The organism is Pseudomonas sp. COW5 (genome assembly GCF_026240005.1).
Classification (GTDB): Bacteria; Pseudomonadota; Gammaproteobacteria; order Pseudomonadales; family Pseudomonadaceae; genus Aquipseudomonas; species Aquipseudomonas kribbensis.
Map to the genome: position 1 here is coordinate 4,512,519 of NZ_JAPHVP010000001.1, position 21,217 is coordinate 4,533,735.

At 61.8% G+C, this 21,217-nt stretch carries 20 protein-coding genes and 1 pseudogene; 8 read left to right on the forward strand and 13 right to left on the reverse strand.

Features of this window, described 5'->3' with window-relative positions; genetic code table 11:
* Positions 1 to 22: 22 nt before the first annotated feature.
* The 5 genes from copD to OQ248_RS20665 form a co-directional block, all read right to left on the reverse strand.
* Entirely contained in the window at positions 23 to 886 is an 864-nt protein-coding gene (copD, locus tag OQ248_RS20645; RefSeq protein ID WP_265813808.1) for a copper homeostasis membrane protein CopD, read from the reverse strand.
* Positions 887 to 889: 3 nt separating this feature from the next.
* A complete protein-coding gene (gene copC, locus OQ248_RS20650; RefSeq protein ID WP_265813809.1) occupies positions 890 to 1,264 on the reverse strand; it encodes a copper homeostasis periplasmic binding protein CopC in 375 nt (124 codons plus the stop codon).
* A gap of 31 nt (positions 1,265 to 1,295) precedes the next feature.
* Positions 1,296 to 2,153, reverse strand: coding sequence for a copper resistance protein B (locus OQ248_RS20655; RefSeq protein WP_265813810.1), 858 nt, complete (start codon positions 2,151 to 2,153; stop codon positions 1,296 to 1,298).
* 11 nt (positions 2,154 to 2,164) lie between these two features.
* The gene (locus OQ248_RS20660; RefSeq protein WP_265813811.1) at positions 2,165 to 3,877 is read right to left on the reverse strand and encodes a copper resistance system multicopper oxidase; all 1,713 of its coding nucleotides are present in this window, start codon (positions 3,875 to 3,877) and stop codon (positions 2,165 to 2,167) included.
* An 84-nt stretch (positions 3,878 to 3,961) separates the two neighbouring features.
* The gene (locus OQ248_RS20665; RefSeq protein WP_265813812.1) at positions 3,962 to 4,609 is read right to left on the reverse strand and encodes an NAD(P)H-dependent oxidoreductase; all 648 of its coding nucleotides are present in this window, start codon (positions 4,607 to 4,609) and stop codon (positions 3,962 to 3,964) included.
* Positions 4,610 to 4,710: 101 nt separating this feature from the next.
* Here OQ248_RS20665 and OQ248_RS20670 point away from each other — a divergent pair, with 101 nt between their 5' ends.
* Positions 4,711 to 5,565 (forward strand): LysR substrate-binding domain-containing protein, encoded by an 855-nt coding sequence (locus OQ248_RS20670; protein ID WP_265813813.1) that lies wholly within the window; start codon positions 4,711 to 4,713, stop codon positions 5,563 to 5,565.
* Between the two features lie 6 nt (positions 5,566 to 5,571).
* Here OQ248_RS20670 and OQ248_RS20675 read toward each other — a convergent pair whose 3' ends face one another.
* The gene (locus OQ248_RS20675; RefSeq protein ID WP_114884309.1) at positions 5,572 to 6,054 is read right to left on the reverse strand and encodes a hypothetical protein; all 483 of its coding nucleotides are present in this window, start codon (positions 6,052 to 6,054) and stop codon (positions 5,572 to 5,574) included.
* Positions 6,055 to 6,224: 170 nt separating this feature from the next.
* Here OQ248_RS20675 and OQ248_RS20680 point away from each other — a divergent pair, with 170 nt between their 5' ends.
* From OQ248_RS20680 to OQ248_RS20695, 4 genes and pseudogenes are all read left to right on the forward strand, one after another.
* Entirely contained in the window at positions 6,225 to 6,890 is a 666-nt protein-coding gene (locus tag OQ248_RS20680; RefSeq protein WP_265813814.1) for a ribonuclease T2, read from the forward strand.
* Positions 6,891 to 7,028: 138 nt separating this feature from the next.
* A pseudogene (locus tag OQ248_RS20685) lies at positions 7,029 to 7,133 on the forward strand (PAAR domain-containing protein); the annotation flags it as partial.
* A gap of 188 nt (positions 7,134 to 7,321) precedes the next feature.
* Positions 7,322 to 7,657 (forward strand): hypothetical protein, encoded by a 336-nt coding sequence (locus OQ248_RS20690; RefSeq protein WP_265813815.1) that lies wholly within the window; start codon positions 7,322 to 7,324, stop codon positions 7,655 to 7,657.
* A 190-nt stretch (positions 7,658 to 7,847) separates the two neighbouring features.
* Positions 7,848 to 9,419 carry a diguanylate cyclase gene (locus OQ248_RS20695; protein ID WP_265813816.1) on the forward strand — a complete coding sequence of 524 codons (1,572 nt, stop codon included), beginning with the start codon at positions 7,848 to 7,850 and terminating at the stop codon, positions 9,417 to 9,419.
* Positions 9,420 to 9,477: 58 nt separating this feature from the next.
* On the opposite strand, the gene OQ248_RS20700 is transcribed toward OQ248_RS20695, so the two are convergent.
* From OQ248_RS20700 to OQ248_RS20715, 4 genes are all read right to left on the reverse strand, one after another.
* The gene (locus OQ248_RS20700; protein ID WP_265813817.1) at positions 9,478 to 9,774 is read right to left on the reverse strand and encodes a hypothetical protein; all 297 of its coding nucleotides are present in this window, start codon (positions 9,772 to 9,774) and stop codon (positions 9,478 to 9,480) included.
* 81 nt (positions 9,775 to 9,855) lie between these two features.
* Positions 9,856 to 12,279 (reverse strand): TonB-dependent receptor, encoded by a 2,424-nt coding sequence (locus OQ248_RS20705; RefSeq protein WP_265813818.1) that lies wholly within the window; start codon positions 12,277 to 12,279, stop codon positions 9,856 to 9,858.
* A 98-nt stretch (positions 12,280 to 12,377) separates the two neighbouring features.
* Positions 12,378 to 13,337, reverse strand: coding sequence for a FecR domain-containing protein (locus OQ248_RS20710; RefSeq protein ID WP_119428478.1), 960 nt, complete (start codon positions 13,335 to 13,337; stop codon positions 12,378 to 12,380).
* On the reverse strand, positions 13,337 to 13,843 hold the full coding sequence (locus OQ248_RS20715; RefSeq protein ID WP_192552064.1) for a sigma-70 family RNA polymerase sigma factor: 507 nt from the start codon (positions 13,841 to 13,843) through the stop codon (positions 13,337 to 13,339). Before OQ248_RS20715 ends, OQ248_RS20710 begins: the two co-directional genes overlap by 1 nt.
* A gap of 229 nt (positions 13,844 to 14,072) precedes the next feature.
* Between OQ248_RS20715 and OQ248_RS20720 the strand changes: the two genes are divergently transcribed.
* Positions 14,073 to 14,513: a carboxymuconolactone decarboxylase family protein gene (locus OQ248_RS20720; RefSeq protein ID WP_265813819.1), complete on the forward strand. Its 441-nt coding sequence runs from the start codon at positions 14,073 to 14,075 to the stop codon at positions 14,511 to 14,513.
* 4 nt (positions 14,514 to 14,517) lie between these two features.
* Here the strand turns inward: OQ248_RS20720 and OQ248_RS20725 are convergent, their stop codons facing one another.
* The 3 genes from OQ248_RS20725 to OQ248_RS20735 all read right to left on the reverse strand — a co-directional run bounded on the left by OQ248_RS20725 (position 14,518) and on the right by OQ248_RS20735 (position 18,089).
* Complete coding sequence (locus tag OQ248_RS20725) at positions 14,518 to 16,110, reverse strand: DHA2 family efflux MFS transporter permease subunit (RefSeq protein ID WP_096822022.1); 1,593 nt, start codon at positions 16,108 to 16,110, stop codon at positions 14,518 to 14,520.
* Positions 16,107 to 17,228 carry an HlyD family secretion protein gene (locus OQ248_RS20730; protein ID WP_265813820.1) on the reverse strand — a complete coding sequence of 374 codons (1,122 nt, stop codon included), beginning with the start codon at positions 17,226 to 17,228 and terminating at the stop codon, positions 16,107 to 16,109. The genes OQ248_RS20725 and OQ248_RS20730 overlap by 4 nt, the downstream gene beginning before the upstream one ends.
* 96 nt (positions 17,229 to 17,324) lie before the next feature.
* A complete protein-coding gene (locus tag OQ248_RS20735; RefSeq protein ID WP_265813821.1) occupies positions 17,325 to 18,089 on the reverse strand; it encodes a helix-turn-helix transcriptional regulator in 765 nt (254 codons plus the stop codon).
* Between the two features lie 97 nt (positions 18,090 to 18,186).
* Here OQ248_RS20735 and OQ248_RS20740 point away from each other — a divergent pair, with 97 nt between their 5' ends.
* Together OQ248_RS20740 and OQ248_RS20745 are read left to right on the forward strand one after the other, a co-directional pair.
* Positions 18,187 to 19,320: an MFS transporter gene (locus tag OQ248_RS20740; RefSeq protein ID WP_265813822.1), complete on the forward strand. Its 1,134-nt coding sequence runs from the start codon at positions 18,187 to 18,189 to the stop codon at positions 19,318 to 19,320.
* Positions 19,321 to 19,425: 105 nt separating this feature from the next.
* A complete protein-coding gene (locus tag OQ248_RS20745; RefSeq protein ID WP_265813823.1) occupies positions 19,426 to 21,153 on the forward strand; it encodes a ShlB/FhaC/HecB family hemolysin secretion/activation protein in 1,728 nt (575 codons plus the stop codon).
* The last annotated feature ends 64 nt before the right edge of the window (positions 21,154 to 21,217 follow it).

The following is a 21,217-nucleotide window of genomic DNA, read 5'->3' on the forward strand; positions in this document are numbered from 1 at the left end:
TAGTGAAAGGGTTTGCCGGGTGTCATCCCGCGTCCGGCCCCAGCGTTCCCAGCCACGCCACCAGTGCCACGATCAACAGCGCCATCCCGAGCTCCACGGCAACACTGCGTCGTAGCGCATTGGCTGCCACTTGATGCTGGCCGTCTCGCAACGATTGTTCCAGCAACGGCCCGAGGTGAAAGCGGTTCAACGCCGCTAAAACCAGCATGCCGGCGAACAGCACGACCTTGATCCCCAGCAGCATTCCGTAGGTGCGGAGCAACATGTCGTCCAGTGTCGGGCCGACGATGAACAGGTAGTTCGCCACACCGGTCACCGAGAGGATGAGCACAATCGCCGCGCCCACGCCTTCGAAACGTTTGACGGCATCGGCCAGCGAACGAATGCGCGCCTCACTGCACAGCGCATCGAGCCGCGACATCAAGATCAACGCGAACATCGCGCCCATCCACGCACCCGCCGCGAGCAGGTGCAGGATGTCGCTGAGCAGATGCCACGCGCCATCCATCGCGCCGTGCCCGCTCCAGGCCAGAGAGGCGAGGGCGAGTGCGCCGGCTATCGACGCCAGCCACATTCCCGGCCAGATCATCACCACGATCAGTGCAAACATCCGCACCGCCCACGCCACGCCGACATCGGTTTCAAACAGCATCATTTGCAGATGCGGCCACAGCGCCGCGAATTGCGTTTCGCCACTCATGGCGCGGGTCATCAGCACCAGTCCCGCCACTGACAGCAGTGCACCGATCAACGCCATCCCGCGCAGCATCGGCCGAAACCGCAGCGTCGCGCCAACGTTGTACAACCCGAACAACGCCACCCCGAACAACAACAGCAAATCCACGTACAACGCCATCCGCAGCAGGATGTTGATCAGGTCGGCCATCGATCACTTCACTTTGAACGTGACGTTGCCGGTGATCGGGTGCGTGTCCGACGACACCGCGCGCCATTCGACCTTGTAGGTGCCGGCCGGCAAGGGCGAGAGCGGGGTGACGAGCATGGTTTTCGGGTCGCTGCCGGCGCTGACCTTGGCCTTCATCGGCATCGGCGAGTGAGCCATGCCGGGCATTTCGGTCATCACCAGTTTGGCGCCGGAGAACTGGGTCATCAGGTTCTCGGAAAAATGCAGTTCGATTTTCTCCGGTGGTGCGCCGTCCGCGCCTTCGGCCGGGGTCGATGACAGCAGTTTCGGGTGGGCCTGGGCCAACGTGCTCAGAAGCAAACCGGTGGCGAGGGCGAGGGAAATTTTCAGTGTGCGCATGCAAGACCTCTGTGTTGTTTTTTGAAGGGAGTCAGAACCACATCCGCACGCCAAGGACGAGTCGCGCTTCGCTGCGATCCTCGCCTTCTTCCCGTGCGTAATCAGCGGTGTTGCCGTAGTTGCGGTTCCAGGTCACGCCGATGTACGGCGCGAATTCACGACGGATTTCATAGCGCAGACGCAAGCCGGCTTCGGTGTTCGCAAGGCCCGAGCCGATTCCGCGTTGCGGATCGTTTTTGCCGTAGACGTTGAGTTCGGCGGTAGGCTGCAGGATCAGGCGATTGGTCAGCAGGATGTCGTAGTCGCCCTCCAGCCGTACCGCGCTCTGGCCGTTTTCGCCGAGGAACGCCGTGGCTTCAGCTTCGAAGTTGTACAGCGCCATGCCTTGCAGACCGAACGCGGCCCAAGATTGCGGGGCGCCGGGTTTGAAGTCCTGGCGCACGCCGCTGACCACGTCCCACCACGGCGAGATCGCGTGGCCCCAGAGCGCCTGGATCTCCGCGTCTTCGGTCTTGCCGTTGCTGCGCTCGCCTTCGGAGCGCAGCCACAGGCGATCAATGTCGCCGCCGATCCAGCCGGACAAATCCCAGGCCAGCGTGCTGGCGTCGTCGCCGTTCTGCCATTCGAGTTTGTCGGCGAGGAAGTAAGTATTGATGGCGCTGTCGTGCACCTGGTGGCCACCGTGACTGGTGAACACGGCGGCACGGTCAGCGTCGGTCAACTTCGGGATCGGCGTGCGGCTTTCGGTCGGCGCGGCGGGTTGCATCATGCCGTCGTCCATGCTTTGCAGATTGCCCATCTGGCTGTGGTCCATGCCCTGCATGTCGCTGGCGGCGAACGCCGAAGACAGCGACAGAAGTGACAATGAAAACGCGGCAAATCGAGTCATGGTCGGCGTCCTCATTCTTCCACCCGCACTTCACGGAACATGCCCATTTCCATGTGATAAAGCAGGTGACAGTGAAAGGCCCAACGACCCAGCGCATCGGCGGTCACGCGATAGCTGCGGCGGGTGCCGGGGGGCATGTCGATGGTGTGTTTGCGCACCTGGAAGTTGCCGTTTTCGTCCTCCAGATCGCTCCACATCCCGTGCAGGTGAATGGGGTGGGTCATCATTGTGTCGTTGACCAGCACCAGGCGAACGCGCTCACCGTACTTCAAACGCAGGGGCTCGGCGTCGGAGAACTTGATGCCGTTGAACGACCAGGCGAATTTCTCCATGTGCCCGGTCAGGTGCAGTTCGATGGTGCGACCCGGGTCGCGGCCATCGGGGTCTTCGAACGTGCTGCGCAGGTCGGCGTAGGTCAGCACGCGGCGCCCGTTGTTGCGCAGGCCGAGGCCGGGGTCGTCGAGTTTCGGCGCGGTGGTCATGGCTTGCATGTCCACCAATGGATTGTCCTTTTCGCTGTCGGGGTGCGACTGCATCGGGCCCATGTTCATGCTGGCGTGGTCCATGGCGCTCATATCACTCATGTCCATCGAACCATGATCCATGCCGCCCATGCCCATGTCGTCCATGGTCACCAGCGGGCGCGGGTCCAGCGCCGGCACCGGCGCCGACAACCCGGCGCGGGCGGCGAGGGTGCCGCGGGCGTAGCCGGTGCGGTCCATCGACTGGGCGAACAGGGTGTAGGCGTCGGCGGCGGGCTCGACGATCACGTCATAGGTTTCCGCCACGGCGATGCGCAGTTCATCGACGGTCACCGGTTTGACGTGCAGGCCGTCGGCGGCGACCACGGTCATTTTCAATCCGGGAATGCGCACGTCGAAGTAAGTCATGGCCGAACCATTGATCAGCCGCAGACGCAGTTTTTCGCCGGGCCGGAACAGCCCCGTCCAGTTGGAATCAGGGGCGTGGCCATTCATCAGGAAGGTATACGTGGCGCCGCTGACATCGGCGATGTCGGTGGGATTCATCTTCATCTGCGCCCACATCGTGCGATCGTCAACGGTGGCGCCCCAGCCTTTTTCACCGACGTCCTGGATGAAATCGCCGACGGTGCGCTTGTGGTAGTTGTAGTAGTCGGACTGCTTTTTCAGGGTTTTCATCAGGCTGGCCGGGTCTTCGTCGGACCAGTCGCTGAGCATCACCACGTGCTCGCGGTCGTACTGGAACGGCTCCGGCTCCCGGGCGTCGATCACCAGCGGCCCGTAGACGCCGGCCTGCTCCTGCAACCCGGAATGACTGTGATACCAGTAGGTGCCGTGCTGGCGCACCTTGAATTGATAGACGTACACGCCACCCGGTTCGATTCCCTTGAAACTCAGGCCCGGCACGCCGTCCATGTTGGCCGGCAGCAGAATGCCGTGCCAGTGGATCGAGGTGTCGGCCTTGAGCCGGTTGCGCACCCGCAGCGTCACGGTGTCGCCTTCGCGCCAGCGCAGCAGGGGACCGGGGACGCCGCCATTGATGGTCATCGCGGTACGCGACTGGCCGGTGAAGTTGACCGGGGTTTCGCCGATGAACAGCTCGAACTCGGTGCCGGTCAGTTCGTTGAGTTGACCGGGACTGTTGAGTGCCAACACCGGCGTGCGCCACAGGCCGAGGCCGCCGAGCAGACCGCCGGCGGCCAGGCCTTTGACGAAGGTGCGTCTTGAGGTGTTGGAAAGCATGCGCTGGAAGTCCCCGTTTGACCAATTACGGGGAGGCTAACCAGCGGCAGCTTTCAGTTGGCTGAGGCGCGGATTACAGTTGCGTCAGGTTCGGCGGGCGAGGTTGTCCGCAAGATCCCGAGCTTGTTGCGATGCGGCAAACCGCGAATCGCGATCGACCTCTTCACCGAAGATCGTTTTCTCGACAATCAACGTGTGCACATCGCTCACGCCGATAAACTCCAGCCACGCTTCCATGTACGGTTTCTGAAAATCGAACCGCTCGGCCGGCGTGCTCGATTGCGCCGAAAAATCCATCCCTCGCGCATAGGCCACCACGGCTTGCTTGTCTTGCAGCAGACCTTGCAAACCGCGCTCCGGGTCGAAGCTGAAGAGGATGTCTTTCTGCGACACCAGGTCGATGAAATGCTTGAGTTTGTAGGGAATGCTGAAATTCCACAGCGGCACCGAGAACACCAGCACATCGGCCCCGCGTAGGTGGGCGGCGAGGTCTTCGAGGGTCTGCCAGGCCGATTGTTGCGACGGCGTCAGCGGCGTTCCACTCAGGCCTGCGTATTTGGCGTTCATCGCGTCCTCGTCAAACTCCGGCAGGTGCAGGCGCCATAAGTCGAGTGTGCGAACCTGGGTCTGCGGATCATTTTGCCGATAGCGCTCAATGAAACGGTGCGCCACTTCAATGGACGCGGAGCGTTGTTTGCGGGGAGAGCATTCGATGTGCAAGAGGGTGGTCACGGTAGGCCTCGACGTTCGGGTGGGGAAGGCGAGGCATTGCAACATAGCTGGCTTCTTACTATAAATTGTAAATAAATAAGCTATTGATCACGTACTGAACTATGTTCGACACCCTGTTGTTGAAGACATTTGTCACCGTTGTCGATGAGGACGGCTTCAGCCGTGCCGCCGAAAAACTGCATCTGACCCAATCGGCGGTCAGCGGTCATCTGCGACGGCTGGAAGAGCAGATCGGCAAACCGTTGCTCAAGCGCACGACCCGCTCCCAGCAATTGACGGCGGATGGCGAGCGCTTGATCGCCTATGCGCGCACGATTCTGGCGCTGAATCGCGACGCCTGGGCACAGCTCACGCGCACGCCGTTTCAGGGAAGGGTGCGGATTGGCGTGTCGGAGGATTTTGTCGAGCCAAGGTTGTTGCGGGCACTGCAGGACTGTGCGGCGCAGCATCCGGGCATGGAGATCGATGTGCAGGTCAACATTCCCGGTACGTTGTTGAACCAGATGAAGCAGGGCAATCTGGAGTTGGTCATCGGGTCGCTGTGCGAGACCCGAGAGCCGGGGTTGTTGCTGTGGCAGGAACCGCTGGTGTGGGCGTGGTCGGCGCAACCGGTCGCCCAATTGCCGACGCCGTTGCCGCTGGCGCTGTTCCCCGAACCCTGTCCGTATCGCGAAGCCGCGTTGACCCGCCTGGCCCAGGCCGGCATTGCCCAGCGCACCGCGATGCTCTGCACCAGCACCGCTGGCTTGCGTGCCGCGGCGTTGGCCGGGTTCGCGGTGGCACCGATGGCCGCCAGCCAGTTGGGGCAGGGCCTGGCGGCGCTCGGTGTGGAGCTGGGTTTGCCGACGCTGCCGGACGCGGAGTTTCGCCTGTTCACGGCGAGTCATGCCGATCCACAAATGATCGAAGCGGTTTCCCGGGTGATCGTCGACTATTGCTCGGCGCGACGGGAGTGAAGCGTCCTACAACCCGAGACCTTCCTGAACCACCAGCAACAGGTTGTTTTCCGTCAGCGCAATCGCATCCAGTTGTTGACCGGTCTCGATGGTTTGCAACCACCAGTGACTCTCGCCGTGTTCATCGACGGTACGCAGCAGTGAAGTTTCCTTTCCCGGCAGGACAATTTGCACGCGCCCGGCACCGTCTTCGGTGAATCGCGCAATGGGATCGAACGTCAGGCTGTGGTGGTTGGCTTCGATGATCAACTGGTCGATGGCGTAGTCGTGGGGCTCGCCGTCCGGTGAACTTTCGCAAACATGGGTAGGATTTCGCCGAATCTTCAGTCCTACCTCGGTGACCGGTTGCAACCAGCCCTCGATGCGGTGATACAGGTCGTAGACCACCGCCGGCCAGCAATCGATTTCCAGTTCGGCGCAGGTGATGTCGTCCGCGTGAGTGTGCCGGGTTTGCTTGAGCTTCGCGGCGAGTTCGTCTGCTTTACTCATTTCGGGGATCCCTGTTTTTGGTGTCTGCTTATTAATCGTAGACCTTTCAACGTAGTACAGCTTTGCCTTGCGTCATGCGCTTGCAACACTGGCATGACTCAATCAGCCCCTGACCATTTGACGGTCAGACCACAGAAACCACGGACGCACGCGTCCCAAGGAACGGGAACATGAAAAAGCTTTTTACAATTATGGCGCTGATTGCGCTGACGGTCGGTAGCATCGGCCTGAGTTCTGCGCGCCAGTCACACGCCAACAAGGCACCGACGGAGTCGGTGGCGGGGGTGTTCGATTACTACCTGCTGACGCTGTCCTGGTCGCCGACGTTCTGCCTCACCCACAAAGATGACCCGCAATGCACCGGCAAGGGCTACGGTTTTGTCCTGCACGGCCTGTGGCCGCAATACGCGAAGGGTGGCTGGCCGGAATCCTGCCCGCCCCTGACCACGCTCTCGGCCGCTGAAACAGCCAAGGGCATGACATTGTTCCCGACGAAAAAACTCCTCGATCACGAATGGAGCAAGCACGGCACCTGCAGCGGCCTCGGCGCTATGGGCTACTTCGACGAAGCAGACAAAGCCGTGGCGGCGGTGACAATCCCGCAAGAGTTGCAACCGTTCAGCAACTCTTATTACTTCGAAGCACAGGAAATCGCCGACCTGTTCCGCAAGAGCAATCCGGGCATTCCGGCCGACGGCATCGCCGTGATCTGCAGCGGCCCGGAGCTCTCGGAAGTACGGGTGTGCATGGGCAAGGATCTGCAATTCGGTGCGTGCGGCAAGGGCGTGAAAACCCAGTGCCGGGCGGGGGATATTCGGGTTCCACCGTCGCGGTAACTCAATCGGTTACCGGCCATAAAAAACAGGCGCCTTTTCAGGCGCCTGTTTTTTTGCGTGCAGATTTGATCAGCGTCGCGACTTTGTTCATGCTGCGCGCCCCACGGATGATGACGCGATACTGCAAGGAGCTTTTTCATGAGCGGAAAACCCGCTGCCCGAGTGACCGACCCGACAGCCTGCCCATTACCGGGACATGGCACCAACCCGATTGTCAGTGGTTCGCCGAACGTGAATTTCGAATTTTACTGATGTTTAGATTGTTCGTTTGCCTGCTAATCGTGATTTGTTCTGGTTGTGCAAAAGACCATGCATGGCCTCCAGCGAACTTGAGCTATGTCTCAGTTGAGAGAGACAGGTCTTTATATGTAATCAGATATCAGTCGAATGTTGATGTCTTGGATCTTTTTGGCCGGGGAGAAAGGGTAGGAATGGCTTCAGGCATGCTTCATTGTGCCTTAGCTGATGATCAGGATTTCTCGGTTGGTAAAGCGATTCGCTTTTCAGCGTTTGGCCTGATATCGCCCGATAAAAGAGACGGAGCCCCAGCGGGATACTCTTATCTGACCCATGCGTTCATTTCCGAGACCTCTAGCGACCGAAGTTCGGAAAGATACTTGTCAGTGGCAGAAATCAACCAACTTCTCTCAGGCAAACAACAAATCCCCTGCAAAGTCGTCGTCACCGCTTACGGCTACAAACCCTACTACTCAAACACCATGAATCTCCCGGTCGCAGACCTGCTGCGCGAAGTCAACAAGCCCTGAACCGGCTTGAGTCGTGAGGCCTGAAAAATAAATCGCCGCGCAGGTCATCCATTTCCACTGCGCGCCGATATCAACGGGGTCGGGATTGTCTCGGTGGCACTTGGTTGCCCCGTACTATCCGGTGGGCTACGCTCACAAAAAACAAGGGTTTCGGGCCTTTGCCCCTGTCGTACCTGCCCAGGACACGCTTTTGCCTATCCCCATTCACGATCCGCATCAGGCCCCCGGCGGCACTCTAAAGCGTTTGCCGCTGCGCAAGGCGGCGGTGCTGTTCATCGTTGCCGTGTGTCTGTGCCTGTCCGGTCTGCTGTATTTGCAGATTGAACAGTCGCGGCGGCAGGATCTGGCGAATGCGCAGATGGCCTCGGCCAACCTGACCCGGGCGATGGCGCAGCAGGCCGAAGACACGTTTCTGGCCGCCGATCTGGTGATGACCAGCCTGGTCGACTGGATTCAGGAGGACGGTTATGGCGCGGGGCAGAAACCGCGTTTGCAGAGAACCTTCGCACGCCGGGTGCAGCAGCTGGAGCAGTTGCACGGTATGTTCCTGTTTGATCGCGAAGGGCAGTGGGTGATCACTTCATTTCCTGATCTGCCACGCGGCAACGGTGTGGCGGATCGCGAGTACTTCAAATATCACCAGCAGAACGTGTCTTCCGTGGCGCACATCGGCCCGGCGATCCGCAGCCGCGAAAACGGCGAGTGGATCATCCCGATTTCCAAGCGGGTCAATGACCGCGCCGGTAATTTCCAGGGCGTGCTGCTGGCCGGCATCAAAATGTCGTACTTCGACAAGTTCTTCAAAAGCTTCAGCCTGGACGACAACGGCACCATGTTCCTCGGCCTGACTGACGGCACGCTGCTCGCCCGTCGGCCGTTCGAGGAGTCCTTGATCGGCACCTCGCTGGCCAAGGGCGAGATCTATCAGACGTTGCTCCCCAATGCCTCGGCCGGCACGGCAATGATCGATTCGGTGGTCGACGGGGTCACACGACTTTACGGCTATCGGCAGCTCGACAGTTATCCGCTGGTGGTGTCTGCTTCTTCATCGCGGGACACGATTCTCAAGGGCTGGCATGACCGTGCCTTTCAGTCCAGCGTGATCGTGGCGCTGGTGATGCTCGGCGTGGGGCTGTTTGGCTGGGTGTTCATCCATCAGGTGCGCGACGGTGAGCGGATCGAGAAAAACCTGATCAAGGCCCAGCGGGCGCTGGAGCTGATTGCCACGCACGACAGCCTGACCGGGCTGGCCAACCGGCGCCTGTTCGAGCAGTCGCTGGAAATCGAGTTCGCACGGGGCGCCCGGCAGTCGAGCCCGGTCAGCCTGATCATGCTCGATATCGATTTCTTCAAGCGCTACAACGATGCCTACGGCCATGTGGCCGGCGACCATTGCCTGACCCAGGTTGCCCAAGTGGTGAAGAACTGCTGCCAGCGCAAATCCGATCTGGCGGTGCGCTACGGTGGCGAGGAGTTCGCGGTGCTGTTGCCGGACACCGACATCAACGGCGCGCTGGCGATTGCCGGGCAGATCCGCCGCAGCGTCATGGACAAACACATCACCCACAGCGGCTCGCCCACCGGTTACCTCACAGTAAGCCTGGGCTGTTATTCGTTCATTCCGCTGGGCAACGACAGCCCGGAACTGTTCATCCAGCGTGCCGATGCGGCGCTGTATCAGGCCAAGAACGCGGGCCGCAATCGCGCGGCTGTGTTGTCGATGGACGGTGGCATTGGCGAGCTGATGCGTTCGGATCGCTGACGGAAAACGGGTTCAGACACAGACCATGATGCGCTCACCATGGCCTGCTCTTGTTCGTTCAGCCGCCGGTACCGGCTCCGGAACCACCCGTTCCGCCACCCGCTGCGCCCGTTCCTCCACCCGCGCCCGAACCTGAGCCGCTGGCGCTGCCGTTGGTTCCGGTACCTGTTTTCATCCCGTCGGACGGGCCGTCGTTAGGTCGTTTAGTGGTGTTGTCCGGCGGCATGCTCGTTCCGCCGTTGGCGCCGGACTGGGTGCCCGACGTGTCGGCACCGTCATTGGCGGCAAAACTGGCGGCGGACGCTGTGGCCAACAAACCGGCCAGCAGCATCGAGGTCAATGTGCGCGTCTTCATGGTACGTCTCCAGAAAGGGGATTTACCTGATATTGGTCTGAAGCGCGCATCGCTTGGTGCCGACCGGGTGACCAGCGGTACTCAGAAATCCACGGTGGCCGAAACCTTCAACGTGCGCGGTGCGCCTTGGGTCAGGTAGCCGCCATTGGCCGAGGCCCAATAGGCTTCGTTGGCGACGTTTTCCAGATTGGCGCGCAGGGTGATCTGCTTTTCATCGAGTTTGAAGGCGTAGCGCGAGCCGAGATCGAAGCGGTTCCACGACGGGATGCTCTGGGTGTTGGCCGCGTTCAGGTATTGGCCGCCAGTGCGCAACATACGGGCGGTGAGGGCTGCGCCTTCGAGTCCCGGAACATCCCAGTCGGCGCCGATGTTGAACTGGAAGCGTGGCACGCCGATGGCGCGGTTGCCGTCGTTGACGCCGTTGCTGCTGCCGTCGAGTTCGGTCTTCATCACCGTCGCGCCGCTGAGCAGGCGCAAGCCGTCGACGGGTTCACCGTAGACGTTGAGTTCCACGCCCTTGTTGGTCTGCTGGCCGTCGACCCGGAAGATCCCGTCCTGGGTGTAGCTCGACGGTTGCTCGATGCGGTAGACGCCGAGGCTGGCGCCATAGCTGCCCATGTCCAGCCGCACGCCGGCCTCGACCTGTTTGCTGCGCACCGGGGCGAAGGTTTCGTCGCGGTTGATCGCGCTGGTCGGTGGCGTCGGGCCCTTGGCCAGGCCTTCGATGCGGTTGGCGTAGAACGACACGTGTTCCCAGGGCTTGATGACCAGGCCGTAGACCGGAGTGGTGATCGATTCGTCGTAACTCGAAGTGCGCGCCCCGGTGGCCGTGGCCCAGCCATCGACCTTCATTTGCTGGCGGCGCAGACCGAGGGTCAGCAGCACGCGATCATCGAGGAAACCGAGGGTGTCGGAAATCGCTTCGCTGCGCAGGGTGTTCTTGCCGACGACACGCGGATCGTTAATGTCACCGGCGAACGAGGTGGCCGGCGGGCGCGGTTTGTCGGTGACGTTGTACAGATTGGTGGAGTAGCGCGAGGCGTTGCCGATGGTTTCGAACGCCGAGCGTTGCTCACCCCAGATGCCCGCCCAGCCGAGGTTCAACTGATGGCTGACGGGGCCCGTGTCGAAGTGACCGTTGAGGCCGGCCATTGCACTTTGATTGTCCTCGTCGTGGGGCGGATAGAGCATGCCGCCACGGGCGCTGCCGTTGAGGTCGGTGACGGTCAGCGACGAGTACACGCCGTTTTCCCGGGTGTGCTTGGCGCCACCGGACACATAAGCGGTCCAGTTATCGTTCAGGTCATATTCGGCGCGGGCCATACCGAAGGTGTCCTCGAGCTGCGAGTAGCTCCAGCTCTGGGCGTAGCTGGCGTTTGCGTGCGGCACCTTGGGGGCTTTGCTCAGGCTTGAGTCGACGTAGATCACCGAGCGGCCCTGATTGATCACCTGCTTCTGATAGCCGAAATCGGTCGAGACCCGCAGGCGCTCGCCGCGATAGTCGAGGCCGACGCTGAACAGCGACGAACGCTGGTCTTCTTGATCAACGGCGGTGTCGCCTTCGCGCTGCATCAGGTTGACCCGCGCGCCGAAGCGGTTGTCTTCGCCAAAACGCTGGCCGAGGTCCAGATGCGTGCCGACCCGGCCGTCGGCGCTGTAGTCGAGCGTGATGCTGCGGGTCGGGGTGTCCAGGGCGCGTTTCGGTTGCAGGTTGATCCCGCCGCCTATGCCGCTGCCGCTCGGGGTGACACCGTTGACGAATGCGTTCGGGCCCTTGAACAGTTCCACCCGATCCAGCGCTTCGGTGGCGATGATCTGTCGGGGCAGCACGCCGTACAGGCCGTTATAGGAAATGTCATCGGAGGCCAGCGGCAGACCACGGATCATGAACATCTGCGAGAAGTTGCCGAAGCCGTTGGACTGGCGCACGGAGGCATCGTTGAGCAACACATCGCCGATGGTTTGCGCTTGCTGATCGGCCATGGTTTTGGCGGTGTAGCTGGTGACGCTGAAGGGCAGGTCGTTGACTGCCTGATTGCCGAGCATGCCGACCTGCGCGCGGCGGGCGACCTGTTCGCCGCCGTAGGTGTCGTCGCTGCTGTCGTGCAGGGCGCTGACGGTGGTGGCGCCCAGTTCCAGCGCGCCGTCCGCCGCGACTTTCGGCGCCACGGTGTAGCCGTTGTCGCCGGTGCTGATCAGTTCGAAACCACTGCCTTCCAGCAGCCGGGCAAAACCGCTTTGCGCGGTGTAATTGCCTTGCAGGCCCGGGCTCTGGCGATTACCGAGTTGTGCCGGGTCGAACGACAGCGGCACGCCGACGCTGACCGCAAATTGCGCCAGCACATGGCTGAGCAAGCCCGGGCCGATGTTGACGTTTTGGCTGGCACTTTCGCTGACGCTGTTGGCGGCGTGGCCGACAGTCGGCAACAGTGCGCCGAAAGCCAGGGCCAGGCTCAGGGCTTTGAGTGGAAAAGTGGCGGGGCGAGACGTGGGCAATGCGGTCATTCGGCGATCCTGTCGGGCGCGTGGAAATAAAAGGTCTATCCACTCACCGGACGAGGCGCGAAAAGGTATCAGTGAACATTGAAAATTTTTTCGAGGGCTCAGACGCGAGGCTCCACCGACAGCCAGTAACGGGTCAGGCTGTTGATGTTCAGCGGCAGGGTGTCGCTGAGCAGACGCAGGCTGGCGTCGGTGTCACGCAGGGAAAACGCCCCGGACACACGCATCGCCGCGACGTCCGGATGACAGCGCAAGACGCCTCGACGGTAACGGCTCAGTTCGCCGAGCAATTCGTCCAGACGCATGTTGCTGGCCAGCAGCATGCCCTTGTCCCAGGCCAGGCTGGCGGTGTCGAAGGTTTCGGCGCTGTCGAAGCCGTTCAGCTTGAAGCGCTGGCGTTCGCCGGCCTTGATGATCGCGTTTTGCTTGAGCAATTCAGGGGTGATTTGGACCTGGCCCTCCAGCACCGACACCAGGCTGCGCGAACCCTCGGTGCGCACGCAGAACCGCGTGCCGAGCGCGCGGGCGAGGCCTTGCGGGGTTTCGACAATGAACGGGCGGGCGGCAGCATCGCTGGCGGTGTTGATCAGCACCTCGCCGTTGAGTAACAAGACTCGGCGCTCGACCGGGCTATAAGCGATGTTTACGGCACTGTCGGTGTTGAGCAGCAATTGGGTGCCGTCCGGCAATTGCAGATTCTTTTGTTCGCCGACGGCGGTGCGCTGGTCGGCGGTCCATTGCTGCCACGGCACATGTTGCGAGGCGATACCCAGCGGCCCGGCCATCAACAGCAGGCCGAGGCGGGTGAGGGTCTGGCGACGGCTGAGGCCTTCCTTGCGCGAAGCCCGTTGCAGGGTCTGGATCGCGACGTTGGCCGGCACACTGCGCAAATCACCGAGCAGGGCTTCGGCCCGTTGCCAGGCGATCGCGTGTTCGGCGCTGCGGCTGCGCCATTGGGCGATGGCCTGATGATCGGACGGGGAGGCCGTGCCCGAATGCAACTGCACCAGCCAATCGGCGGCTTCACCGAGAATCTGCGGATTGATCATCGACGAACTCATCAGGCGACACTCAGGCAGGCAATGAACGCGGCACGCATGTGGCGTTTGACGGTAATCAGCGAAACATTCAGGCGTGTGGCAATCTGCGCGTAGGTCAGGCCTTCGATCTGCGACAGCAGAAAGGTGTCGCGGGTCTGCGCCGGCAACTCGCGCAGCAAGGCTTCGATGCGCCACAGGGTTTCGAGAATCAGGTAGCGGGTTTCCGGCGACGGCACCTCGGCGGCGGGCAGGCTGGCGATGGTTTCCAGGTAGGCGCGCTCGATGTCCTGGCGCCGCCAGCGGTCGATCACCAGACCTTTGGCAATGTGCGTCAGCAGTGCCCGGGGTTCGCTGCCCAGCGGTTTGACCACCTGACGGCTGAGCAGGCGCAGAAACGTATCGTGCGCCAGGTCGGCCGCATCGCAGCGATTACCCAGCTTGCGTTGCAACCAGCCCTGCAGCCACCCGTGGTGTTCGCTGTAGAGCGTCTGGACTTGCTGATTCAATGGCGGATCGAAAGACGACATGGGCGGCAGATACTCGTTGCGGGCATCCGATGCCTGGCTGCAATTAGAGTGCAATTAAGAATTGATCGCATTCTAGTGGCGCGGAACGAGCGCTGGCAATTGCCCTGTTGCACTTTCTTTTCTGGCGCCAGAAAGGAGTGGCCTACCCGTCTTCCGGGAGATTGGCTATTTGTTTGGCCCGGCCCCGGGACTAACGTAGCCACACATTCACTCGCCCCGGAGAACCACCATGAAACCTCGTGCCGATTTCTACACCGCTTCCCCAGACGCCCTGAAAGCGATGATCGCCCTGGAAACCGCGGTCTCGAAACTGCCGCTGGAAAAGACCCTGATCGAACTGGTGAAACTGCGCGCCTCGCAAATCAACGGCTGTGCGTTCTGCATCGACATGCATACCGCTGACGCGATCAAGGGTGGCGAAACCCCACGTCGGCTGTTCGCCGTGACGGCCTGGCGTGAAGCGCCGTTCTTCACCGACCGTGAACGCGCCGCGCTGCTGTGGACCGAATCCCTGACCCAACTGAGCCTGACCCACGCCCCGGACGAAGATTACGATGCCGTCGCTGCCCAGTTCTCGCCGAAAGAAATGGTCGACCTGACCGTGGCGATCAGCACCATCAACAGCTGGAACCGTCTGGCCGTGGGCTTTCGCAAAACCCCACAAGCCTGATCGGTCAATGTGCATCGGCACTCGGCGCGGCCGGTGGTTGCACCTTGCGCATCAAGGGCACCATCGCCGTGGCGATCACGAAGCACACCATGATCATCAGGAACGTATCGCCGTAGGTCTGGGTCTGCGCCTCGCGGTAGGTCAGCAGCCATAATTGATGCAGGCCGGCGGTGATGCCCACGTCACCGCTCTGACCCAGTGCGGCGAAGTTGCCGCCGACCTGGGCCAGCCACTGGTTCAAGGCTTCGTTGCTGCTGTTCAGATGCTCCGCCAACCGGGTGAAGTGCAGGTTGGTGCGGTCGTTGAGAATGGTCGCGCACGCGGCGATCCCGATTGCACCGCCCAGGTTGCGCATCAGATTGAACAGGCCCGAGGCGTGTTTCAAACGCGCCGGGGCCAGACCACCCAATGTCAGCGTCACCGCTGGCGGCACCGCCAGTTGCTGGGCAATCCCGCGCAGGGCTTGCGGCAACATCAACTGCCCGGCACCCCAATCGTGGGTGATCGGACTGAATTCCCACATCGATAGGGCGAACAACGCCAGGCCGGCCATCATGATCCAGCGCAGGTCGATGCGATTGGCCAGAAAGGCGTACAGCGGGATCGCCATGATCTGGAACACCCCGGTGGAGAAAACCGCCAGACCAATGTCCAGCGCCCCGTAACCGCGCACCCGGCCGAGAAACAACGGCGTCAGGTAAATCGTCGCGAACAGGCCGATGCCGGTGACGAAGGAAAAGAAGCAGCCGAGGGCGAAATTGCGATCCTTGAGGGCGCGTAGGTCGACGATCGGATTGGCCACGTGCAGCGTGCGGCCGACGAACGCCACGCCGGCCAGGGCGCTGATCCACGCGGTGGTGAGGATGGTCTGGTCGCTGAACCAGTTCCAGCGTGGGCCTTCTTCGAGGGTGTATTCCAGGCAGCCGAGAAACAGCGCCAGAAACACCATGCTCAGATAATCCGCGCCCTTGAGCAGCGACAGTTCCGGCTGGTCGATCTTCACCAGCATCGGCACCGCCACGGCAACGAAAATCCCTGGCACCAGGTTGATGTAGAACAGCCAGTGCCAGGACGAAATGTCGGTGATCCAGCCGCCGATCACCGGGCCCAATGTGGGTGCCAGCGACGCCACGGCGCCGATGGTCGCGGCTGCAATTACTCGCTGTTTACCGGTGAAGAAAAAGAACGCCGTGGTGAACACCAGCGGAATCATCGAGCCGCCGAGAAACCCTTGCAGCGCCCGAAAGGCAATCATGCTCTGGATGTTCCAGGCTGCGCCGCACAACAGGCTGGCAAGGGTGAAACCGACTGCCGAAGCGCAAAACAACCAACGCGTGGAGAACACCCGCGACAGCCAGCCCGACAGCGGGATCACGATGATCTCGGCGATCAGGTAACTGGTCTGCACCCACGCCGTTTCATCGGTGCCGGCGGACAGCCCGCCGCCGATATCCCGCAGCGAAGCCGAGACGATCTGGATGTCCAGCAGCGCGATGAACATGCCGATGCACATCGTGGCGAAGGCGAACACCTTAGTCGCCGTCGCCATCTCGGCGGCATTGAACGGCTGTGCAGGGACGGCGAGGGCGCGGCTCATGGCGCGCTGGCCACGGCGGTGGTTTCAGGCTGGGCACGGGTGTCGACTTCAGCGGTCACTGACAGGCCCGGGCGCAGGTGGCCGAGCACACTGTCGGCGGGGTCGAGCAGGATCCGCACCGGCACACGCTGCACGATCTTGGTGAAGTTGCCGGTGGCGTTTTCCGGCGGCAGCACACTGAACTGCGAGCCGGTGGCCGGGGCGAGGCTGTCGAGGCGACCGTGGAATTCCTGGCCGGACAGCACATCGGCACGGATGCTCACGCGCTGGCCCGGCTTCATCCGCGCCAGTTGGTCCTCTTTGAAATTGGCATCGACCCACAGACCACTGGCCGGCACCACCGACAACTGTTGCGAACCGGCCTGGGCGTAAGCGCCGACCCGCGCGCGACGGTTGCCGATCACGCCATCGACCGGGGCGCGCAATTCGGTGTAGCCGAGGTTGAGTTGTGCCAGATCGCGCTCGGCCCGGGCTTGCTGAAGGGCGGCGCGGGCCTGTTGTTTCTGGGTTTCGATCACCGAGAGCTGGCGTTGCGCAGCGAGCAGTTCGGCCTGGGCTTTTGCGCTCAAGGCTTGGGCGGTCTTGAAGGTGGCGTCGGCCCGTTGCGCGGCTTCCACCGAGACTGCATTGGTGGTGACCAGGCGTTTGTAGCGTGCGTTGTCATCCCGGGACCGGGCGGTTTCGGCGCCGGCAGCATCGATGCCGGCGCGGGCCTGGCCGATCACTGCCTGTTGCAGTTGTTCGGTAGCGTCGAGATTGGCCAGCAACGCTTCTTCAGCGGCGACGGCACCTTCGGCCTTGGCCAGATTGGCGCGGTAGTCCCGGGCGTCGAGGCGGATCAGCACATCGCCGGCCTTCACTGGCTGGTTGTCGCTGACCAGCACCTCTTCGATGTAACCGGCGACTTTCGGCCCGATCACCGTGACATCGCCGCCGATGTAGGCATCGTCGGTCTCTTCGAGAAAGCGTCCGGCGCCCCACCAATGCACGGCATACAGCCCGGCGAATACCAGCGCGGCCAGCCCCGCAGTCGGCAACAGCAGGCGTTTGAGCAGGGGAGGTTTGGGGGCGCTGACCGGAACGGCGAGGTCGGGTTCAACGGTGGGCATGCTGGTCATGGCGTAATACCTGCGAAGCGAGGGTGTTATTACGGCTGTAATATGACGCGAGTAATATTTTGTGGCAATTGATTTTTATCGCCGGTCGTCAGTTACTTATCTGAGCCAGGCGCCGGGTGTACTGCCGGTCATGGATTTGAAGAACGCAATGAATGCGCTGTCGCTGGCGAAGCCCAGTTCAAACGCGCAATAGCCGAGGTTGCGTCCGGTGGCGAGCAACTCCATGGCGCGCATCAGTCGCCACTGCTGGCGCCATTGCTGATAGCTCATGCCGGTTTCTTTCTGGAAGATCCGGCCGATGGTGCGGCTGCTGGCGCCGATCTGTTGCTCCAGCACTTGCAGTTCCGGTGGCAATTGCTCGGGCCGTGCGAGCAGGGGGGCGAGACGCTTGTCTTGCGGCAGGGGTAAAAGCATCGGCTGCTGCGCCGCCTCGCGGATTTCACTCAGGTACAGCCCCAGCAGATGGACGAATTTGCCCTGCTGCCAATCGGTGGCGAAATCGGCAATCGCCATCGGTTCCAGCACGGCGCGCAGCAGCGGGCTGACCTCGATCACGCAAACCTGTTGTGGCAGCTCGCGGCACAACTCGGGCGTCAGGTAGATGGAGCGGTAATCAACGCTTTGTTGCATCACCGCCCGATGCGTGACGCCGCCGGGAATCCACGCCGCCCGCGACGGCGGTAGCAGACACAACTGCTGCGCCAGCGTGATGCGGGTGCAGCCCTGTCGGGTGTAGAGCAATTGCCCGCGCTGATGCCGATGCAGGCCGGAGTCGTGATCGCCAAGGGTGGAGGCGATGCCGATGACCGGCGCCGGGAAGCGATCCGGGTCAAAACGGTCGTGGGCTTCGAGCCAGGCCATGGGTTGTCCGGTTTCAACGATAAATTGTCAGGGTTCGGATAATACGCCAGCCACGGCTTTTTAAACTCCTCGGCGTTTTTGTTGAGGAGTCATGGTGATGAGCCATAGAACGTTTTTGATGTTGGCGATTGCACTGCTGATGTTCCCGCAGATCGCCCAGACGTTGTTCAGCCCGGCGCTTGGGGATATCGGCCGTGCGTTCGATGTCGGTCCGCAAGTGGCGGCGCAGACATTGTCGGTGTACTTCCTGGCGTTTGCCTTTGGCGTGGTGACGTGGGGGCGGGTGTGCGACCGGGTTGGCCGGCGGCCTTCGATGCTCGCCGGTCTGGCGATTTATGCGCTTGCCTGCGTAATTGGCTTGAGCGTGCGCAGTTTCAACGGTCTGTTGATGGCCCAGGCGCTGGCGGCATTCGGCGCTGCTGTTGGCTCGGTGGTGACCCAGACGCTGTTGCGCGACCGTTTTCGCGGAACCGAACTGGCCCAGGTGTTTTCTTTGGTGGGCATGGCGCTGGCGGCCAGCCCGGCCATCGGTCTGTTCAGCGGGGCGAGTCTGGTTCAAGGCTTCGGCTATCGCGGTGTGCTCGTTGCGTTGTTGCTGCTGGCATCGATCTTGTGGATCTGGAGTTGGCGCAACCTGCCGGAAACCCGTCCGCCACAACTCACCTCCGTCGGCCTGTTCGCAACCATGGGCGACATGTTGCGCGATCCGGGCATCTGGCGTTCGGCGCTGTGGATCGCATCGTTCAACGTGGCGTTGTTCAGCTATTACAGCCTCGGACCTTTCCGGTTCGAACGTCTCGGCCTGAGCGGCGAGTGGTTCGGCTACAGCGGCGTGATGCTCGCGCTGGCCTCAGGGTTTGGAGCATGGCTTAACAAAAAATTGCTGCAAACCGGTTGTCGCCCGCTGCAGTTGATTCGCCTGGCAGCGCTCACCGGTTTGCTCGGTGGCATCGGCGTTTGGCTGCTGGAAGCGTACGTCTGGTTCGTGCTGCCGATGCTCCTTGTGATACTGGCGTTCGGCATGGCAATCCCGAATATCCTCGGCGCAGCCTTGCGCAATTACACGGATCGTTTGGGCACCGCCGGTGCATTGCTGGGGCTGTTTTATTACCTGCTGATTGGTGCGGGATTGATGTTGGCCGCCTGGTCTCAGGCCCTCGGGGAAACCCTGATGATCTGCAACTTGCTGGCGTTATCGCTGGCGATCCGTGCTAAAAACGCATTTGTTTAAGAAATGTAAGCGATGTAGGAAGCGTCTTGCATTTGTGTAGGAAGGCTCTGACTATCACTGCAATTGATGGGATGGCATTAAGCCATTTGATTGCAAGGATGTTGAGTGCCGTATTCGATTCGCGCTGTTTCTCGTCGTAGTTATCTGCCTCGTCCGCTGTTGTCGGCCTTGTTGTTGAGTGTGTGTGCGCCCAGCGTTTTCGCCGCCGAACTGTCGAATCCAGGCCAGGAAGTGCTGCGCCAGCAGCAACAGCAACAGCGCGATCTGCAACAACTGCAACTTGAACAGCGCAAACGGCAACTGGAGCGCGGCGCGTTCGGCCCGACGCCTGCCACCCCGGCCATTCCCGATTCGATCAAGCCCGACGAACGCTGCTGGCCCCTGAGCGGCACGCGCATCGGCGGCGTCACGTTAATCGACAAAGACAAGCTCAACGCGCGCATCCAGCCATTGCTGGCGCCGTGCATGGGTGTCGGCCAGATCAATCATCTGCTGGCGACCATCACCGCGCTCTACGTGGAGAAGGGCTACATCGCCAGCCGGCCATATCTGAGCAGCGCGCCAGCGGCGGGGCAGTCGCTGGATATCCTGATCGACGAAGGCTACATCGAGTCCATCGAACTGGCCGACCAGAGCCTGCCGGTGTCTCTCGGTGGCGCATTCCCGGGCATGCTCGGCAAGCCGTTGAACCTGCGGGATCTGGAGCAGGGCCTTGATCAGTTGAACCGCCTGCGCTCCCTCGATCTGACCGCTGACATCGCCCCCGGCAGCCAGCCCGGCGCGTCTAAAATCATCCTGCGTTCACGGACCTCGGGACAGTCACGCTGGTCCCTCGGTGCCGGTTTCGACAACCTCGGCAGCGCCAGCACCGGGCGCGATCGCAACACGCTGACCCTGAGCCTCGACAGTCCGCTGGAACTCAACGACCTGTTGAGCGTGAGTGCCAGCGACACCCTCAACCAGGGCGACCGCTACAACCGTAACGCCAGCCTCTATTACGCAATTCCTTATGGCTACTGGACGTTCAGCACGTTTGCCAGCCATGCCGAATACCGTGCGCCGTTCAAACTGCCGGGCACGACGCTGTACAGCACCGGCATCACCGATCAACTCAGCCTGCGCGCCGACCGCGTGTTGTGGCGCGACCAGAGCCATCAGCTCAGCGCCAACCTGCAACTGGCGCACAAGGACGTCGACAGCTATCTGGAAAACGTCCGCCTCGGCATCCAGAGCCCGACCCTGACCGTGGCCGAGGCCGGGCTCAATCTGTTCTGGCTCGACCGCGCGGTGTGGAATCTGGATTTCAACTACGCCCAGGGCCTGCGCTGGCTCGGTGCTGACGACGATGCCGATCACCAGGTCAAGAACCTGCCCAAGGCACAGTTTCGCAAGTACCGCGCCGGCCTCAGCCAATGGCGCAACGGCCAGCTCGGCGCGCAAGCCTGGCAATGGCAGAGCCAACTGAACGTGCAGTACAGCCCGGATCCGCTGCCGGCCATCGAACAACTGCTCGGCACCGACGATTCCGCCGTGCGCGGTTACCGGGTCAGCAGCGCGTCCGGTGCCAGCGGTGCGATCTGGCGCAACACCTTGCGCCTGCCGCTGCGCAGCGATTTGCCGGTGCAACTCACCCCGCGTGTCGGCCTCGACCACGGCTGGATCAAGGCCGATCACGGCGCCCCGGTTCAACGCCTGAGCGGCGCCAGCATCGGTCTCAATCTGGGCTGGAAAAACCTGCAGGTGGATGTCGATTACCAGCGCAGCCTCAACACCCCGACCGGCCTGCACCGCGAGCCTGAAACCTGGCTGATGCGGGTCGGATTACAGATATGAACGTCAGTGAACAACAGCCATCGGACCTGAGCGCGACAGCCGTGGCCTTCAACTCAACGCGCAA

What these genes read in the sequence shown, in the direction of transcription:
- OQ248_RS20735 (WP_265813821.1), bottom strand. Translation starts at nt 18,089, where the DNA reads ATGGCCTGGCTCGAAGCCCACGACCGTTTTGACCCGGATCGCTTCCCG.
- OQ248_RS20660 (WP_265813811.1), bottom strand. Translation starts at nt 3,877, where the DNA reads ATGCTTTCCAACACCTCAAGACGCACCTTCGTCAAAGGCCTGGCCGCC.
- copC (WP_265813809.1), bottom strand. Translation starts at nt 1,264, where the DNA reads ATGCGCACACTGAAAATTTCCCTCGCCCTCGCCACCGGTTTGCTTCTG.
- OQ248_RS20655 (WP_265813810.1), bottom strand. Translation starts at nt 2,153, where the DNA reads ATGACTCGATTTGCCGCGTTTTCATTGTCACTTCTGTCGCTGTCTTCG.
- OQ248_RS20715 (WP_192552064.1), bottom strand. Translation starts at nt 13,843, where the DNA reads ATGTCGTCTTTCGATCCGCCATTGAATCAGCAAGTCCAGACGCTCTAC.
- copD (WP_265813808.1), bottom strand. Translation starts at nt 886, where the DNA reads ATGGCCGACCTGATCAACATCCTGCTGCGGATGGCGTTGTACGTGGAT.
- OQ248_RS20710 (WP_119428478.1), bottom strand. Translation starts at nt 13,337, where the DNA reads ATGAGTTCGTCGATGATCAATCCGCAGATTCTCGGTGAAGCCGCCGAT.
- OQ248_RS20680 (WP_265813814.1), top strand. Translation starts at nt 6,225, where the DNA reads ATGAAAAAGCTTTTTACAATTATGGCGCTGATTGCGCTGACGGTCGGT.
- OQ248_RS20730 (WP_265813820.1), bottom strand. Translation starts at nt 17,228, where the DNA reads ATGACCAGCATGCCCACCGTTGAACCCGACCTCGCCGTTCCGGTCAGC.
- OQ248_RS20670 (WP_265813813.1), top strand. Translation starts at nt 4,711, where the DNA reads ATGTTCGACACCCTGTTGTTGAAGACATTTGTCACCGTTGTCGATGAG.
- OQ248_RS20725 (WP_096822022.1), bottom strand. Translation starts at nt 16,110, where the DNA reads ATGAGCCGCGCCCTCGCCGTCCCTGCACAGCCGTTCAATGCCGCCGAG.
- OQ248_RS20690 (WP_265813815.1), top strand. Translation starts at nt 7,322, where the DNA reads ATGGCTTCAGGCATGCTTCATTGTGCCTTAGCTGATGATCAGGATTTC.
- OQ248_RS20675 (WP_114884309.1), bottom strand. Translation starts at nt 6,054, where the DNA reads ATGAGTAAAGCAGACGAACTCGCCGCGAAGCTCAAGCAAACCCGGCAC.
- OQ248_RS20700 (WP_265813817.1), bottom strand. Translation starts at nt 9,774, where the DNA reads ATGAAGACGCGCACATTGACCTCGATGCTGCTGGCCGGTTTGTTGGCC.
- OQ248_RS20720 (WP_265813819.1), top strand. Translation starts at nt 14,073, where the DNA reads ATGAAACCTCGTGCCGATTTCTACACCGCTTCCCCAGACGCCCTGAAA.
- OQ248_RS20705 (WP_265813818.1), bottom strand. Translation starts at nt 12,279, where the DNA reads ATGACCGCATTGCCCACGTCTCGCCCCGCCACTTTTCCACTCAAAGCC.
- OQ248_RS20740 (WP_265813822.1), top strand. Translation starts at nt 18,187, where the DNA reads ATGAGCCATAGAACGTTTTTGATGTTGGCGATTGCACTGCTGATGTTC.